13 protein-coding genes are annotated in these 17,570 nt (G+C 41.9%); 4 read left to right on the top strand and 9 right to left on the bottom strand.

The genetic code is table 11. From position 1 onward, the window contains the following. The 7 genes from nuoH to ndhC all read right to left on the bottom strand — a co-directional run bounded on the left by nuoH (position 1) and on the right by ndhC (position 8,666). Complete coding sequence (gene nuoH, locus CL42_RS08785) at positions 1-1,011, bottom strand: NADH-quinone oxidoreductase subunit NuoH (RefSeq protein ID WP_035267266.1); 1,011 nt, start codon at positions 1,009-1,011, stop codon at positions 1-3. 3 nt (positions 1,012-1,014) lie between these two features. Beyond that, a complete protein-coding gene (nuoG, locus tag CL42_RS08780) occupies positions 1,015-3,693 on the bottom strand; it encodes an NADH-quinone oxidoreductase subunit NuoG (RefSeq protein WP_035267264.1) in 2,679 nt (892 codons plus the stop codon). Positions 3,694-3,704: 11 nt separating this feature from the next. Next, a complete protein-coding gene (nuoF, locus tag CL42_RS08775; protein WP_035267262.1) occupies positions 3,705-5,036 on the bottom strand; it encodes an NADH-quinone oxidoreductase subunit NuoF in 1,332 nt (443 codons plus the stop codon). After that, positions 5,033-5,542 carry an NADH-quinone oxidoreductase subunit NuoE gene (gene nuoE, locus CL42_RS08770; protein WP_035267260.1) on the bottom strand — a complete coding sequence of 170 codons (510 nt, stop codon included), beginning with the start codon at positions 5,540-5,542 and terminating at the stop codon, positions 5,033-5,035. The genes nuoF and nuoE overlap by 4 nt, the downstream gene beginning before the upstream one ends. 12 nt (positions 5,543-5,554) lie before the next feature. Then, the gene (gene nuoC / locus CL42_RS08765) at positions 5,555-7,342 is read right to left on the bottom strand and encodes an NADH-quinone oxidoreductase subunit C/D (protein WP_035267259.1); all 1,788 of its coding nucleotides are present in this window, start codon (positions 7,340-7,342) and stop codon (positions 5,555-5,557) included. Between the two features lie 88 nt (positions 7,343-7,430). After that, positions 7,431-8,111 carry a NuoB/complex I 20 kDa subunit family protein gene (locus tag CL42_RS08760; protein WP_035267257.1) on the bottom strand — a complete coding sequence of 227 codons (681 nt, stop codon included), beginning with the start codon at positions 8,109-8,111 and terminating at the stop codon, positions 7,431-7,433. 6 nt (positions 8,112-8,117) lie between these two features. Further along, positions 8,118-8,666 carry an NADH-quinone oxidoreductase subunit A gene (gene ndhC, locus CL42_RS08755; protein WP_035267255.1) on the bottom strand — a complete coding sequence of 183 codons (549 nt, stop codon included), beginning with the start codon at positions 8,664-8,666 and terminating at the stop codon, positions 8,118-8,120. A 469-nt stretch (positions 8,667-9,135) separates the two neighbouring features. Here ndhC and CL42_RS08750 point away from each other — a divergent pair, with 469 nt between their 5' ends. Next, the gene (locus CL42_RS08750; protein WP_035267254.1) at positions 9,136-9,492 is read left to right on the top strand and encodes a hypothetical protein; all 357 of its coding nucleotides are present in this window, start codon (positions 9,136-9,138) and stop codon (positions 9,490-9,492) included. A gap of 55 nt (positions 9,493-9,547) precedes the next feature. Here the strand turns inward: CL42_RS08750 and bfmS are convergent, their stop codons facing one another. Together bfmS and bfmR are read right to left on the bottom strand one after the other, a co-directional pair. Next, a complete protein-coding gene (gene bfmS, locus CL42_RS08745; protein ID WP_035267252.1) occupies positions 9,548-11,197 on the bottom strand; it encodes a sensor histidine kinase BfmS in 1,650 nt (549 codons plus the stop codon). A gap of 47 nt (positions 11,198-11,244) precedes the next feature. Continuing rightward, the gene (gene bfmR / locus CL42_RS08740) at positions 11,245-11,961 is read right to left on the bottom strand and encodes a response regulator transcription factor BfmR (RefSeq protein ID WP_035267251.1); all 717 of its coding nucleotides are present in this window, start codon (positions 11,959-11,961) and stop codon (positions 11,245-11,247) included. Between the two features lie 603 nt (positions 11,962-12,564). On the opposite strand from bfmR, the gene CL42_RS08735 reads away from it, so the two are divergent. The 3 genes from CL42_RS08735 (at position 12,565) to CL42_RS08730 (ending at position 17,146) form a co-directional block, all read left to right on the top strand. Further along, the gene (locus tag CL42_RS08735; RefSeq protein WP_035267250.1) at positions 12,565-15,390 is read left to right on the top strand and encodes a ribonucleoside-diphosphate reductase subunit alpha; all 2,826 of its coding nucleotides are present in this window, start codon (positions 12,565-12,567) and stop codon (positions 15,388-15,390) included. A 194-nt stretch (positions 15,391-15,584) separates the two neighbouring features. Continuing rightward, complete coding sequence (locus CL42_RS16665; protein WP_081403264.1) at positions 15,585-15,716, top strand: preprotein translocase subunit YajC; 132 nt, start codon at positions 15,585-15,587, stop codon at positions 15,714-15,716. A gap of 146 nt (positions 15,717-15,862) precedes the next feature. Further along, entirely contained in the window at positions 15,863-17,146 is a 1,284-nt protein-coding gene (locus CL42_RS08730; protein WP_035267248.1) for a ribonucleotide-diphosphate reductase subunit beta, read from the top strand. Positions 17,147-17,570 lie beyond the last annotated feature (424 nt).

Here is a 17,570-nt window from a genome sequence, read left to right as displayed (position 1 = left end):
CTAGGCCTGATTCATCAGAATCACAGCACCAGTCACCAACAAGTTGACCAACGCTAAAGGCAAACAAATCTTCCAACCAAAGTTCATCACTTGGTCATAACGTGGACGCATTAATGAACCACGTGCCAAGACAAACATCATCACAAAGAATGCTGTTTTAATCATGAACCAGAATGCTGGAGGTAGGAAATCTAGACCAAATGGTGCTAACCAACCACCGAAGAATAAGGTTACGATCAAAGCTGAGATCAGGACAACGTTGACGTATTCCGCAACGAAGAACATCCCCCACTTCATACCACCATATTCGACATGGTAACCTTCCGCCAATTCTTGTTCCGCTTCTGGTTGGTCAAATGGATGACGATGCGTTACCGCAACACCTGCGACCACGAAGATTAAGAAACCTAAGAACTGTGGAATAACAAACCATACATCTTTTTGAGCTTCTACGATTTCACGCATGTTGAATGAGCCTGCAATCGCAACCACACCCATCAAAGAAATACCTAAGAAGACTTCATAAGAAATCGTTTGCGCTGCTGAACGAAGACCACCGAGTAATGCATATTTGTTATTTGATGACCAACCACCAAATAAAACTGCATACACTGCAATACCCGCCATTGCCATAAAGAACAATAGACCGATACTCATGTCTGCAACACCTAAATAAGGTGATACAGGGATAACCATGAACGATAGCACCGCAGTTGCCATCGCAACTGCTGGAGCTAAACGGAAAGTCAATTTATCTGCAAACTTTGGTGTCCAGTCTTCTTTGAACATGATTTTCAGCATGTCGGCAACAATCTGGAACATCCCCCCAGGACCTACACGGTTTGGACCGTAACGGTCTTGCCACAAGCCAAGTAAACGACGCTCAATGAAAGACATCAACGCAGCAATCAAAACTACAACGAGCAAGATCACAATCGCTTGAACTACAGAGTAGGCAATTGGCCAGTTCTCAGCCCAAAGCGGCGTTTGACGGATTAATTCTTGTTCCATGAATTATGCTCCTACCGCGACTGATACAGGCTCAGCTAACGATACCGTTGGCGCGAGACCAATTGGGTAACCAATATAACCTGTAGGTAAATATTCAATGACTTGAACAGGAAGAACGATCGAAGCCTCACCTGCTTTCACAGTAATGTTTTGGCCGTCTTTCACATTCAAGCGCGCTGCATCTTGCTCACCCACTGCAAATACCGCTTCTGGAATACGAGACTCCATTGCAGGTGTTTTCACTGTGAATTCACCAGAACCAAAAATATGATGCATTGGAACAAGGCGGAAACTCTCAGCATTTACAAGAACTGGTGCTGGTGCAACGTATGTGCGTGCTGGTAATTTCGCAAGGCGATCAAATAAACGAATACCTGAATCACCACCTTTTAAAGAACCGCCCACTGATTCTTGGAACTTATTCCAAGCTTGTGGCGAGTTCCAACCTGCTGACCATGCAAATGGAACTAACGCTGACGGCGTTTGGTTCCCGACATAACCTTCCATAGAGAATGTTAATGCAGAGTCTTGATCAGTTGGTTGTTTAGGCTCATGGACAGATAAAGGCGCACGAAGTGAAGTACGACCAGAGTAACGACGTGGTTCACGTGCCACTTTAAGACCATGGACACGGAATCCTGCATCTGGTGCTACATCTTGAATCGCTTCAAGCGCAGGTACATTCTTGGCAACTGATTCGATGACATCATCAAGCACAGTCCAAGAAATTGCTTTGCCTTTCACGCCAGTTTCAATGGCATGTAACCAACGCCAAGATTCTTTGATCGCAAGTTCTGGTTTGTAGTAACTTGGGTCATATACTTGATAGAAACGTTGTGCACGGCCTTCTTGAGATACCACAGTACCGTCACCTTCAGCAAAGCTCGCTGCAGAAAGAACGATATTCGCTCTTTTCACCGTTTCAGTTTCTGAATGGTCAAGCACGATCACGTCTTTACCAGACAAAGCAGCATCTACTTGCACTGCAGGTAAACGACGATAAAGGTCGTTTTCTACAATCACGACAGTGTCATAGTCTTGTGCAAATGCTTGCTCAAGGCTGTTACCGCCAAAGATTGCTAAGCCCATTGAGTTCACTTCAGGAACAGTCAAAGTTAGACCCGCATTACCCAGATTCTGTGCAACTTGTGCAGCAGCTTCCATAATTGCAGCTTCTTGCAAGCTTGTACCAGAGATAATCAATGGTTTTTTTGCAGCTTTTAAAGTGTCAGCAATGGTTTGAGCAAATGCTTTTGCATCTTCTTCTAAACCGGTAATACTTTCACCTTTCACCGCCGCAGCAACAGCAAAACCTAAACGTGCGATATCATTTGGAGAAGCAACGACTTCACCAGTAGCTACGTCAGATAAACGTGTTTGAGTCGCAGCCAAGATATAAATTGGTGATTTTTCGTCTTGAGCAATACGTTGTACTGGCTCAGCCAACCATTCTTGTGTACGGCGTTCTGCAGCCATTTCTTTGGCTTTGTTTTTCGCAGCTTGACGTACAGACAATGCCATACGTGGTGCAGTTTGAGTTAAATCTTCACCGAGAATTAAGACAGCATCGTAACTTTCAATTTCACGCATACCTGGGTTATATACACCCTCGGTTTGCATAATTGATGCAGCAAGTTCAACCAAGTTTTGCTCTTTTTGAGACATACCTGTTGAATAGTTTGCTTGTCCAACCAATTCACGAAGCGCAAAGTTAGACTCAAGAGATGCACGTGGAGAACCAATACCCAATACTTTTTTGCCTTGGATTTTCTCAATCACGGTGTCTAACGCTGTATCAACTGAAACAGTCTCTACATTGCTACCTGAACGGAATTGCGGTTGACGTGGACGGTCTTCACGGTTCACATAACCCGTACCGAAACGGCCTTTATCGCACAGGAAGTATTGGTTGACTTCACCGTTAAAACGGTTTTCTACACGACGTAATTCACCATAACGCTCACCCGGAGAGATGTTACAACCTGAAGAACAGCCTTGGCAGACGCTTGGCGCATACTGCATGTCCCATTTACGGTTATAACGTGCAGAGTGTGTTTTGTCTGTGAATACGCCCGTCGGACATACTTCAGTTAAGTTACCCGAGAACTCAGACTCTAAAGTACCTGATTCTGGACGACCAAAATAAACACGTGAAGCGTTTGCATACACACCGAAGTCTGTGCCACCTGCGTAGTCTTTATAGTAACGAACACAACGGTAACATGCGATACAACGGTTCATCTCGTGCGCAATAAACGAACCAAGTTCTTGGTTGTAATGCGTACGTTTCGTGAAACGGTAACGACGACGGTCATGTTGTGTCATCACAGTCATATCTTGAAGGTGACAATGACCACCTTCCTCACAGACTGGACAGTCATGTGGGTGGTTCGTCATCAAGAATTCAACAATAGATGCACGGAAATCTTTTGCTTCTTTGTCTTCAATCGAGATGTAGGTATTGTCAGCTGCAGGTGTCATACATGACATAACTAAACGACCGCGAGTATCTTCTGGATTCGCGTATTGAGTTACAGCACATTGACGGCAAGAACCGACAGAACCTAAGGATGGATGCCAACAAAAGTACGGGATATCAATACCCAAAGACAAGCATGCTTGTAGCAAGTTCTCTGAGCCATTGACTTCATACGATTTGCCATCGACATGAATTGTAGCCATAGTCGAATTCCTTAAGCTTGTTCTACGTTGCTAACTTGAGCAGCGGCATTCACCACTTTTGCTTCAAATTCGCCACGGAAATATTTGAGTGCACCCATGAGTGGCTCCATAGCACCAGGAGCGTGAGCACAGAAAGTCTTACCAATCCAAAGCTTACGTGTAAGCTCTTGCAAATGATCGATGTCTTCTTTCTTGCCTGTACCATCTTCAAGTGCTTTAAGCGCTTTCACCGCCCAAGGTAAACCATCACGACATGGTGTACAGAAACCACATGATTCACGCGCAAAGAATTCTTCTAAGTTACGTGTTGCTGAAACCATACATTGAGTTTCATCAACCACCATAAGCAAACACGTACCTAAACGCGAACCTGCTTTCATGATGCTTTCCGCATCCATTGGAAGATCGATGTGTTCAGCTGCCAAAAAGTCAGTTGATGCACCACCTGGTAACCATGCTTTAAGCTTTAAGCCATCACGCATACCACCCGCATGTTCTTCAATCACTTCACGTGCAGTTGTACCGAATGGAAGCTCCCAAAGACCAGGGAATTTCACTTTACCTGATGCACCATAAATTTTAGTGCCTGGATCTTTCGACTTACCTGCAGATAAATTGATATACCACTCAGGACCACGCAGCATAATTGCAGGTAAGTTATTGTAGGTCTCTACGTTGTTCACAATCGTAGGACGACCCCAAGCACCTGCAACTTGTGGGAATGGTGGTTTTGTACGTGGATTTGCACGGCGACCTTCAAGCGAGTTGATCAATGCAGTTTCTTCACCACAGATATAACGACCCGCACCAGTGTGCACATGTAGTTCAAAGTTCCAGCCAGAACCAAGGATGTTTTCACCCAAGTAACCTTTGGCACGAATTTGCTCTAAAGCTTGGTTCAAATACTTCGCAGCTTCGATGTATTCACCACGGATAAAAATATAACCATGGGTTGCTTCAAGTGTATAACCTGCAATTAACATCCCTTCGATCAATTGATGAGGAAGCTTTTCCATCAACAAACGGTCTTTGAATGTACCTGGTTCCATCTCATCGGCATTACAAATCAAGTAACGAGGACCTGAATTGTCATTTGGCGCCATGAGCGACCATTTAATCCCTGCAGGGAAACCAGCACCACCACGACCTTTCACAGTCGCTGCTTTAATGATTTCCAATACATCTTTAGGCGGCATTGTGAGTGCTTTCTTGAAACCCTCATACCCTTCAAGAGATTCATAGTCTTCTACACTATGAACAAATTCTTGCTTGCTCAAACGCCATGTTAATGGGTGAGTTTCTGGGTTACCGTCGCCATAAATCGGTTTTGGTTCAGTATTCATACATACTTCTCCAATAACTGTTTCACTGAAGAAACTTCTACTAGACCGTGAGTATCTTCATTAATCATCAAGGTTGGACCCTTATCACAGTTTCCTAAACAGCAAATCGGGAGCAAAGTAAAACGACCATCAGCAGTCGTTTGACCAAATGAAATCCCGAGTTCGCGTTGGAATGCTTCTGCTAAAGTTTCTGCACCCATCAAGAAGCAAGCTATAGAATCACAAAGCAAAATTACGTTGCGACCTACTGGCTGGCGGTAAATACGGTTATAGAATGTTGCCACACCTTCCAAATCAGCAAGGCTCATTGACAACATCTGCGCAATCGCATTCATTTGCGCATCATCCACCCAACCATTACGACGTTGAACGCATTTAAGCGCATCTAAACATGCCGCACGTGGGTATGGGTAATGACCAATGTGATGCTCGATTTCGTGGATTTCTTCCGCAGTTAAAATCCCTTCGACATTCACACGTGGCTTTTTATCAGTCAAAATCATCATAATGCGTACCCCTTAGCGATCCACGTCAGCCATTACGACATCAATCGTCGCTAAATAAATGATTAAGTCAGATACAAGACTGCCGTTAATTACAGAAGGAATTTGCTGTAAGTGCGTGAAGGTTGGTGTACGAATACGGGTACGGTAACTCATCGTTGACTTGTCTGAAGTCAAGTAGTAGTTCGATGCACCTTTTACCACTTCCGCCATAACAGATGCTTCACCTGCTGGCATGACAGGACCCCATGACACGCTTAAGAAGTGCGTAATCAAAGTTTCAATGTCTTGTAGTGTCTTATCTTTCGGTGGTGGAACAGCCAATGGGTGATCCGCTTTATAAGGACCAGATGGCATGTTATCCAAGCACTGCTTGATGATTTTTAAAGATTGTTCGATTTCACGGTAGTGAACGATCACACGTGCATATGCATCGCCTTCGTATTCTACAGGCACTTCGAAGTCGTAATTTTCATAACCGCTATATGGACGATATTTACGTACGTCAAAATCAATACCTGTTGCACGTAAACCTGTACCTGTTACACCCCATGCCAATGCAGATTTTGCATCGTATTGCGCAACATTACGGGTACGACCTTCAAATACCGAGTTTTTCAGTGCTGCAGTATGATATTCCTTCAAACGTTTAGGCATCCAATCCAAAATTTCACGGATCAAATGTTGCCAGTTGTTTGGAAGATCGTGTGCAGTACCACCGATACGGAACCATGCTGGGTGCATACGGTAACCAGTGATTGCTTCAATCGCGTCATAGATCTTTTGACGATCGGCGAACATATAGAATACAGGGGTCATACCGCCGGCATCCTGAATCGCTGTACCGATGTAAAGCAAGTGGTTATTAATACGGAATAGCTCCGACATCATGACACGAATACATTGTGCACGTTCTGGCACAGTGATCCCAGCCATCTGCTCCACACCCATCACATAAGGCATGTTTTGCGCACAACCACCTAAGTAGTCAACACGGTCAGTATACGGAATGAATGAATGCCAAGTTTGACGTTCAGCCATCTTTTCCACACCACGGTGGTGATAACCGATATCAGGCACACAGTCTTTCACTTCTTCGCCATCTAACTGCAAGATCACACGGAATGCACCATGCGCAGATGGATGGTTAGGACCCAAGTTCAAGAACATGAAGTCTTCATCAGCATTACCGCGTTTTAGACCCCAATCTTCAGGTACAAAACGTAAATGCTCTTGTTCGAAATCTTGTTTCGCTTGGTTCTGACGATAAGGTGTGTATTCAGTCGCACGTGCAGAATATTCTTTACGCAACGGATGACCTTCCCAATACGTTGGCAATAAAATACGACGGAGCATTGGATGCCCTTCGAAGTTAATGCCGAACATATCGTAAGCTTCACGTTCGTACCAGTTGGCATTTGGCCAAATGTTGGTTGCTGTTGGAATATTGAGATCAGACTCATTCAACGCAACTTTAATACGAATATCCGTATTACGCTCTAGTGACAACAAGTGATAGAACACAGTGAAGTCAGACGCAGGTAACCCATCGCGGTGAGTACGTAAACGCTCATCTACCGCTGACAAGTCAAACAACATCACGTAAGGACGTGACACTGTACGCAAGAACATTAATACGTCTTGTACACGTGAGCGCTCAACCCAGACTGTTGGAAAGTCTTCAAAAGTCGTTTGCACGTAGAAATTCTCACCAAACTTGGTTTTGAGCTCTTCTACAATTGCAAATGCTGGGCGTGAATCAACTGGAGTTGATTCTGGCATAGCAATGTCAGTTTCAGCCATTGGCTTGGCTTCCTATTTAATACAAATTCATTCAACCAAAACGACAATTACACCCAAGCGGGTGCATCAATATTATTTGCCGTTAAGATTATTTAATTTCATCCATAGAGCGTAAGTGTTTTACTGCAATACGTTCAGCATTCTTACGGTCACGTTCAGGCTGCATCTTTGGCTTATAAACTGGCTTAAGATCATCACCGATCACCGCAGAAAGCGGACGACGCTCTAATTGAATTTGGTCTTGCAATAACATCAACGCTTGGATTAATGCTTCAGGACGCGGTGGGCAACCTGGAATATACACATCCACTGGAATAATTTTATCGACACCTTGTACAACCGAGTAAATGTCATACATACCGCCAGAGTTTGCGCATGCACCCATTGAGATCACCCATTTAGGTTCTAACATTTGCTCATAAAGGCGTTGAATTACAGGTGCCATCTTGACGAAGCATGTACCCGCAACAATCATCAAGTCCGCTTGACGTGGTGAAGCACGAATTACTTCGGCACCAAAACGTGACAAGTCATGCACGCCTGTTAAAGTCGTTGCATACTCTACGTAGCAGCAAGATGTACCAAAGTTGAACGGCCAAACTGAGTTTTTACGACCCCAGTTTACTGCTGTATGCGCCAAATCCTCTAAACGAGTCATGAACACATTCTTATTCACTTCTTCTTGTAGAAGCGGATCTTCTACAACGATACGCTCTTGAAGTGGATACTGATCAGCATCCGGATTCGCACGGGTTAATGTATATTTCATCCCGTATTACTCCTTATCAGATGATGTAGTCGTTGGCGAAGCTTTTACACGACCAGATGATTGCGCTGGAATTTGACCTGTAGGGTCAACCACCAACTCCTCAATTGAGTTGAAGCGAGTAATTTCTGCGAGATCCATATTTGGCGAACCAATTTTAGGTTTAATCCCTGCTGCTTTACGCTTATCAGATGGCGCCCAATTTAATGCACCAGTAGACAACTCATAAATCAAGCCAACGAGTAAAACTAAAATAAATACAGCTGCTGCTGCAAAACCGATCCAACCCACTTCACGAACTGACGCAGCCCATGCATAGAGATAGAGCGCTTCTAAGTCAAACACAACGAAGAAGATTGCAACCAAATAGAATTTTGCAGATAGACGAATTCGTGCTCCACCAGCACTAACTACGCCTGACTCGAACTGCTCTTGCTTAGCACGTCCCCACGATTTACCCCCTAGGAGTAGCGGGACAGTGAGCATAAAGACGCATAAAAATGTAACGCCGATCACGAAGGCAATTATTGCCCAATCGTATGGAGTAATGGCACTCATGCGGGGATAACTCCTGGCAGGCCTATTTATTAACAAAGAATGTATGTATTGGCCTTCAAATACACCAAACACAAAATTAATCCCGCCAATTGTACCTGATTTATGATTTCTGTTGCTAGCCAATCCCTCTAAGTCTTTAGGATGAATTTTGCCCTTTTTCCAGATTTCATGGTGATTAAAGTCAATAAAACCTTATTTAATCGTAGAAAGTTATCAAGGTGATACAACTGATTATTTTTTCCGAATAATCATTCAAAAAATTCAAGAGGCGTCAATCCAGACACTATCACTTTTTTAGTTTTACCATTCGTGTTAGGTCAGCTTTTTTTGCACCAATATGGCTCAATTATTTTTGATTTATTCTATTTTAAAAGTTTTAAATTTTAATTGCTTACAATGTTTTAATTAACTTTATACAAATCGTGCTGATTTTCGTTATATGCTCAATTAAATAATAAGGAGAAGATCTATGAGTCTAGAATTCACACACAAACCTAACTATTTTTTATTTGCTCAGTTGATCGTCCATCATTTAGACAGCTATATCAAAAAACATCCTGATGCAACGAATGCTATTTTTGATTTACGCGATATTTATCAAATTTTCCGCCAAGACCTCGCCTCAACAACCACTAATCTTGATGCGATTCTCAACATCGCAGATGAATATACAGTTGAGACCATTCACGGCGATCAAAAACTGATTAGCAATTATCATGTTGATGCAACCAATAACAGTTTACTGATCGATTTCAATGCCGATGCCTTAAATGCACTTAAGGAAGGAAAACGCATTATTGAACCCAATGCCAATAATTACCAATAAAAGGCAATATAAATTATAAGAAAAGCGCTTAATCGCGCTTTTTTTAATTCTCGCTTTACTCTGATGTTTGACTGGTTTGAACAATCTTCTTCTTTTTAAATCTTTTGGCTGGCCATTGCATAGTAAATCGTGCACCGCCCATTTTAGGACTTTGATCCACTTGAATCGTACCACCAAACCAATAGGCGATTCGGCTTACAATAGACAAGCCCAAACCATATCCGCCTGAGGCACGTGTACGACTATCATCCAAGCGAGCAAAAGCTTCAAACACTCGCTTACGATCCTCTTCTGGAATCCCCGGACCATCATCTTCAACTGAAATATACGCCATCCCCTGAGCATCAATTCCACCAGTAATCAGCACTGTATCATCGCAGTATCGGATCGCATTTCCGACTAAGTTTTGTACTACACGATGCAAATAACGGCGTTCCGCATCCACCACCAAAGCTTGTGATGGCAAGTGTAATTGAATATTTTTATTGGTTTTTAATGCTTTAGTTTCAATAGCGACTTGCTCAAGCACTTCGTATAGTCGAATTTCCTTAAAATCAATAGAGGGCATGCCTTGCTCAAGTTTAGCATAGGTCATAATTTCATCAATGAGCGTGTTTAAAGCCTCAATGTCTTTATCAATCATTTCTACTTGTTGCTGACGATACTCATAATCCTCTTCATCAACCAACATTTCCATACCAAAGCGAATACGTGCGACTGGCGTTCGCAGCTCATGTGATACAGCTCTCATTAACTCTCGCTGAGCTTCGATCAAACGCTGTATATGATCTGACATACTGTTATAGCTGGCTGCCAAATGTGCTAACTCATCATATCCTTCGACAGGAACGCGAACGGACATATCCCCTTTTTGCATAACATTTAAGGCTGAGTTAACTTGCTTCAACTTGCGTTGCATTGGGACAATCAGACCATACACACCAAGCGACAAAATAAACATACTCAGCAAAGTAATCCCTGCCGCCAATTGGAATGGCATCCAATTGAACATTGGCACTGGTCCCATCACCAAGACATCACCAGACGAATTCGTCATTGGAGAAATGACAGAAATCGTAGTACCACGAATGCTAGCGCTATCCTGATACAGGATAACCCCTTGATCCGCACGTAAACGACCAATTTGCTCGGAATCTAAATTGAGATCAGACAGATTTTGAATGCTTAAATCATAAGAAAAGTGTTGCTTAATTTTTGCAAGATATTCCCTTTCCTGCCCTGGATAATAAACCAAGTATTCCCATACAAAGATTGGCAAGGCCTTCATTTGACGCTCACCGATATTATCCACTTTCACATAAAGTAAATGCTCAGGGTCATCTATTAAACCAATAATGACATAAGCAATACTTTCTTTGGCGTCATACCGCACCACTGCTTTGCGCTTTTCTAAACGGTATTTTTCGGTGCGTGAAAGTTCGACTTTATCAGATTCTAGATAATAGATTGGAAGTTCGAGCAAATCAGATGCATCTGATATCCAATCCATTCTTTGTTGCATGGTTTGTTGTCTTGAAACACCCTCACTGATGACGTACGAAATCCCATCAGTCAATGACTCACGGTATTCCTGCGCGCGTTGATAGTTGATGATTTGCACAAGCAAATAACCAAATATGGCAACCAGCACCACCAAAATGACGAGACCTGCGTAGATGCGCAGGAATATACTGTGTTTAGACACTAAGGTATGACCTTCTGAGGAGTGAGGGCATTACCGCGGGGATGTGATTACATCCCGTTGGTTTCTTTAACGAATAAATATCCTTTACTACGCACTGTTTTAATACGTTTAGGATTTTCAGGATCATCACCAATTTTTGGACGGATACGAGAAATACGAACATCAATTGAGCGGTCTTGACCATCATATTCAATACCACGTAGACGCTCAAAAATGTCTTCACGTGAAAGGATACGACCAGCATTAGATGCCAACAACCATAATAAGTCATATTCTGCACTTGTGAAATCTACAAGCTCACCGTTTAAGGTTACAGAACGACCACCATTATCAATCACTAAATCATCAAATTCGATACGTTGAGCAACTTCATCCTCTGGTGTTTTGTCTGTACGACGAAGCAAAGCACGAATACGCGCTAATAGAACGCGTGGCTGAACTGGTTTCGCAACATAATCGTCTGCACCCATTTCAAGACCCAATACTTGATCCATGTCTTCAGTACGAGCAGTCAACATTAAAATCGGTTGATGATAATGTGGCCGAACCTCACGACATACGGTGAGACCATCAGCACCAGGAAGCATAACATCCAGCACCACCATATCTGGTTGCTCTGCGATAATACGACGGATTGCACGATTACCGTCTGGTTCTACCCCAACTTCTAATCCATTACGAATTAAATACTCTTGCGTTAAACGCGCAAGACGCTCGTCATCTTCAACGATCAAAATCTTTGGTAACTTTTCTTCTTGGCTCATAGAATGCCCCTATATTGTTACGATATCTGCTGATTAAACTTCACAGATTTACATCGATATGTTTTGCAATATACACACGTTTACATTGTAAACAAGAGCCTGTTCACGAAACTGATACACGAGCGTAGTCTTTTGTTATCTTTTTATTAACTATTGATAAATAGATAGTTTTGCCAAGTCGATCAATATTTTCAATCAACTTTAAACTTTCAAACACAAATCAATTTGATGATATTTTAAACAAAATATTTCAAAAAAATTATTTTCGAGAAGCAATTTGCACTTTCGGAGTTATCCACAAACTTATCTATAAGCACTCTAAAAAGTCTCTGTTATGCTTAGCACCCTGTGACGCTGACTACATAACAAAATGGCGGAACATGGAAAAAGTATAGGGAAATTTGAGTGTTAAACTCAGAAAAAAAATTATCAAAATGTCAATATTGATCTACCCTGAAATTTACCGTATCTTGTGTCTTAATTTACATTAAACCACTAAGTCTTGTGTTTACCCTCAAATATCGCGATAGCTCATTTTTTGAGTTTGTATCCGATTCAAATGGTCCATAAGCATAAAAATGATGAGAATGGAGCGACGCTGAAATGAGCGCTAATACAACCCCTGGTCAACTTCAAGTGATTAAACGCACTGGTGATGTTGCCACTTTTGATGCAGATAAAATCTCTGTAGCAATTGGTAAAGCATTTTTGGCTGTTGAAGGTCAACCAAGTGCAGATTCGAGCAGAATTCATGATCGTATTACTCAGCTGACTGAGATGGTGATGAATACATTTAAGCGTCGTTTACCTTCTGGTGGCACGATTCATATTGAAGAAATTCAAGATCAAGTTGAATTAGCTTTAATGCGCACAGGTGAACAAAAAGTGGCGCGTGCATACGTGATCTATCGTGAACAACGTGCTGAAGCGCGTAAAGAGTTAGGTGCTCATCATCACCCTACTCTTCAGATCACAGGTCAAAATGGTCAGCTCCAACCATTAGATTTGAGTCGTTTACAAGCGAAGATTGAAAAAGCTAGCGAAGGCTTAGAAGGCATTGATGTTCAAGCAATCATCGATGAAACTGTAAAAAACCTATACAACGGTGTTAAAGCATCAGACATCTCTACAACGATGATGATGGCGACACGTACACGTATTGAACAAGAACCAAACTATACGTATGTCACTGCACGTTTATTGCGTGACAACTTAGTTGCAACCGGTCTTGAGTTTCTTGGTCTATCTAAAGACACGCTTGAAAATGATGCGCTTGAAACCTTCTTGAAAAAAGGTGTTGAGCTAGAGCTTCTTTCTCCAGAATTATTAAATTTTGATCTTGTAAAATTAGCGGCTGCGATTAAACCAGAACGCTCTAATCAATTTACATATTTAGGTCTTCAAACATTATTTGATCGTTACTTTATCCACTCTGATGGCGTACGTTTCGAATTACCACAATTATTCTTCATGCGTGTTTCTATGGGCTTGTCGCTCAATGAAGACAACCGTGAAGATCGTGCAATCGAATTCTATAACTTACTTTCTAGCTTCGATTACATGGCATCTACGCCAACCCTATTTAACTCAGGTACATTACGTCCTCAATTATCAAGCTGTTATTTAACAACGATTGATGATGACTTGTTCGATATTTATGGCGCTATGCGTGATAACGCAATGTTGTCTAAATGGGCAGGCGGTCTAGGTAATGACTGGACACCAGTTCGTGCTTTGAACTCATACATCAAAGGTACTAACGGTAAATCGCAAGGTGTTGTTCCATTCCTTAAAGTAGCGAACGATACAGCCGTTGCAGTTAACCAAGGTGGTAAGCGTAAAGGTGCGGTATGTGCATATCTTGAAACTTGGCACTTGGATATCGAAGAATTCCTAGAGCTTCGTAAGAACACGGGTGATGACCGCCGTCGTACACACGATATGAACACTGCAAACTGGGTTCCAGATTTGTTCATGCAACGTGTATTTGAAGATGCTGAATGGACACTCTTCACCCCGTCTGAAACACCAGATCTTCACGATTTAACGGGTGCTGAATTCGCAGAACGTTATGCTTACTATGAAAGCATCGCGAAAGAAACAGACATGTTGCATAAGAAAGTCCGTGCGAAAGACTTATGGCGCAAAATGTTATCAATGTTATTTGAAACAGGTCATCCTTGGATCACATTCAAAGACGTATGTAACTTACGTTCACCGCAACAACACGTAGGTGTGGTGCACTCTTCTAACTTGTGTACTGAAATTACATTGAACACAAGCAAAGATGAAATAGCGGTATGTAACTTGGGTTCAATCAACCTTGTTCAACACGTTCGAGGTGGTCAATTAGACCGTGAGAAACTTGCTCGCACGATTAAAACTGCAGTTCGTATGCTCGATAACGTCATCGACATTAACTACTATGCAGTTCCACAAGCGCGTAATTCAAACTTGAAACACCGTCCAGTGGGTATGGGTATCATGGGCTTCCAAGATGCACTATACGAAATGAAGATTGCTTACGGTTCTGATGCTGCGGTTGAGTTTGCAGATGAGTCTATGGAAGTGATTTCTTACTACGCGATTCAAACTTCAAGCGATTTGGCGGTTGAACGTGGTACGTATGAAACATTTAAAGGCTCATTGTGGGATCAAGGTATTTTACCAATTGACTCTCTTGAGCTGGTTGCGAAATCTCGCCCAGAACGTATGTTTGAAGTCGATCGTACACAACGTTTGGATTGGGACACGTTACGTGCCAAAGTCCAAAAAGATGGTATGCGTAACTCGAATGTGATGGCCATTGCACCGACTGCAACCATTTCAAATATTTGTGGTGTATCTCAATCTATTGAGCCAACATTCCAAAACTTATATGTGAAATCGAACTTGTCTGGTGAGTTCACTGTCATCAACCCTTACCTCGTTCGTGCATTAAAAGAACGTGGTCTTTGGGATTCTGTGATGGTCAATGACCTGAAACATTTCGAAGGTTCAGTACAAAAAATTGCGCGTATTCCTGAAGAGTTAAAAGCAATTTTCGCGACAGCATTTGAAGTTGAAGCACGCTGGATTGTTGATGCTGCATCACGTCGTCAAAAATGGATCGACCAAGCACAATCTCTTAACCTTTACATCTCTGGTGCAAACGGTAAGAAATTGGACATCACGTATAAGATGGCATGGTTACGTGGTCTTAAGACGACTTATTACCTTCGTGCATTAGGTGCGACATCTGCTGAGAAATCTACGATTAACACAGGTGCATTAAACGCAGTTAAACCTGCGACAGTTGCAGCACCAGTAGCAGCAGTTGCTCAAGAAGCTAAACCTGAAGCAGCAGCGTCAGAAGAAGGCTTCGAACAAGCAGCGCCAGTGCCAATGGCATGTTCAATTGACAACCCTGATTGTGAGGCTTGTCAATAATGAATAGTGTTAATCCTGATTTAGTTTTAGGTATATTGTCTATAGTTTTAGGTTTTTCAACGATTGTTGTTCCTATCGTTATAGCTATCATTATTGCAATGAAAAACTAAAACACTCTAAAAGGTTGGTATTAATTATCAACCTTTTAGGCTTATCAGAATTAACACTAATTCATCTACAAAAAGGATTCCATCATGCCACATATGACCCATAACTATATGTTAGGACTTGCGGTATTGATCTTTGCCTTTATTTTCTTCTACACGCCGATGGTCTATGCCTTTTTAGCCATTCGCAAACAACAGAAGCGTAAGCAAAATAAGTAGTGCAGAAATTCAATCTACTCAAACGAACAAATTGAGTACATACATCGGCAAAACTTAATTTTGCTTACACAATATAAGCGTATAGTAGGATGTCTCACGTTGAGATGTCTGAATAAAAAGATATAAGCAACGTAGAGAGAATTGATATGTCTATCCTCAGTTGGGACGATTTCGAAGATGATGAACCGAAACAAACTGCACAAGCACAGCAGTCTGCGCCCATCGAACCGCAAAAAGCGCCTAATCCACAAGTGGTATCTGATGCACGCAACGAACCGACGCGTGTGGCAGCTGCACAACCCGCTCGAACCAGTTCAAACGGAACAACAAATTCAGCCGATCCGTTGGCAAGAGCATCTAACGCCTTAGAACATTTGGACGTTGCTCCAGGTCTTGAAGAGTTAGAAATGGGCGCTCAACGTGTTCAAGTTGATGATAAAGCAATGATCAACTGTCGCGCTGACTTGAACCAACTTGTTCCATTCAAATACGAATGGGCTTGGCAAAAATATCTCGATGGTTGTGCAAACCACTGGATGCCACAAGAAGTTAACATGAACCACGATATCGCACTTTGGAAGTCAGAAGATGGCTTAACTGAAGATGAGCGTACCATCGTGATGCGTTCTTTAGGCTTCTTCTCTACTGCCGATTCGTTGGTTGCAAATAATTTGGTTCTTGCGATTTACCGACACATTACTAACCCTGAATGCCGTCAGTACATCTTGCGTCAATCATTCGAAGAAGCGATTCACACGCATGCTTACCAATACTGCATCGAATCTTTAGGTATGGATGAAGGCGAAGTCTTCAACATGTACCGCGAAGTTCCATCAGTTGCGCGTAAAGCTGCATGGGGCTTGAAGTACACTCAAGAATTAAGTGATCCAACATTCAAAACAGGCACACCTGAAACAGATCAAATCTTGCTTCGCAACTTGATCGCATTCTACTGTGTTCTTGAAGGTATTTTCTTCTACTGTGGTTTCTCTCAAATCTTGTCAATGGGTCGTCGTAACAAGATGAATGGTGTTGCTGAGCAATTCCAGTACATCTTACGTGATGAGTCAATGCACTTGAACTTTGGTATCGATATGATTAACCAAATCAAGATTGAGAACCCACATTTGTGGACTGCTGAGTTCCAAGAAGAAATCATTCAAATGATTCTTGAAGGTACGATGCTTGAAATCGAATATGCACGTGACACCATGCCACGCGGTGTATTAGGTATGAATGCTGCAATGATGGAAGAATACTTGAAGTTCATCGCAAATCGTCGTTTAGCTCAATTAGGTTTACCTGAGCAATTTGCTGGTGTGAACAATCCATTCCAGTGGATGTCAGAAATGATGGACTTACGTAAAGAGAAGAATTTCTTCGAAACTCGCGTAACAGACTATCAAACTGGTGGTGCGTTAAGCTGGTAATAGATCACGTTATTGTATCTAAAAATAAAAGAGCCTTATATGGCTCTTTTATTTTTTTTACTCAAGCAGGTCTAGTATGGTTCAAGAATAAAAACAAATAGCAGTGTTAAATTTTCAGATTAAAAATTTTCATATTCACATGTTTATTTAAGCATCAAAATCAATCAAAGTTAAAGCACTGAGTTTTCAACCAATTTAAGAATATCGAATTATGCAAGTACTCCTTTAAATCCAATGTGAATAATGAGTAATGAGCGGATTATTCTTCGAACTCAGGCAAAATGATTTATATAACCTAATTGTGCAATACATATCGAGTTATAAAATTAGAAATTACTACTCCCCCCATACTAGCCACCTGAAAATACAAATAAAAATGAGCAAGGTTAACTTTTTTTTTAATGGAGCGAGTGTTTATTTCTAT

The sequence above is a fragment of the Acinetobacter sp. Ver3 genome, assembly GCF_000632455.1.
Classification (GTDB): Bacteria; Pseudomonadota; Gammaproteobacteria; order Pseudomonadales; family Moraxellaceae; genus Acinetobacter.
The sequence above is the reverse complement of the archived record's forward strand: the minus strand, read 5'-3'. Positions and strand labels throughout refer to the sequence as shown.

Bases quoted from the DNA above. Each gene is read 5' to 3' on its own strand.
- nuoH (WP_035267266.1), bottom strand. From the start codon at position 1,011: ATGGAACAAGAATTAATCCGTCAAACGCCGCTTTGGGCTGAGAACTGG.
- nuoG (WP_035267264.1), bottom strand. From the start codon at position 3,693: ATGGCTACAATTCATGTCGATGGCAAATCGTATGAAGTCAATGGCTCA.
- nuoF (WP_035267262.1), bottom strand. From the start codon at position 5,036: ATGAATACTGAACCAAAACCGATTTATGGCGACGGTAACCCAGAAACT.
- nuoE (WP_035267260.1), bottom strand. From the start codon at position 5,542: ATGATGATTTTGACTGATAAAAAGCCACGTGTGAATGTCGAAGGGATT.
- nuoC (WP_035267259.1), bottom strand. From the start codon at position 7,342: ATGGCTGAAACTGACATTGCTATGCCAGAATCAACTCCAGTTGATTCA.
- CL42_RS08760 (WP_035267257.1), bottom strand. From the start codon at position 8,111: ATGAAATATACATTAACCCGTGCGAATCCGGATGCTGATCAGTATCCA.
- ndhC (WP_035267255.1), bottom strand. From the start codon at position 8,666: ATGAGTGCCATTACTCCATACGATTGGGCAATAATTGCCTTCGTGATC.
- CL42_RS08750 (WP_035267254.1), top strand. From the start codon at position 9,136: ATGAGTCTAGAATTCACACACAAACCTAACTATTTTTTATTTGCTCAG.
- bfmR (WP_035267251.1), bottom strand. From the start codon at position 11,961: ATGAGCCAAGAAGAAAAGTTACCAAAGATTTTGATCGTTGAAGATGAC.
- CL42_RS08735 (WP_035267250.1), top strand. From the start codon at position 12,565: ATGAGCGCTAATACAACCCCTGGTCAACTTCAAGTGATTAAACGCACT.
- CL42_RS16665 (WP_081403264.1), top strand. From the start codon at position 15,585: ATGCCACATATGACCCATAACTATATGTTAGGACTTGCGGTATTGATC.
- CL42_RS08730 (WP_035267248.1), top strand. From the start codon at position 15,863: ATGTCTATCCTCAGTTGGGACGATTTCGAAGATGATGAACCGAAACAA.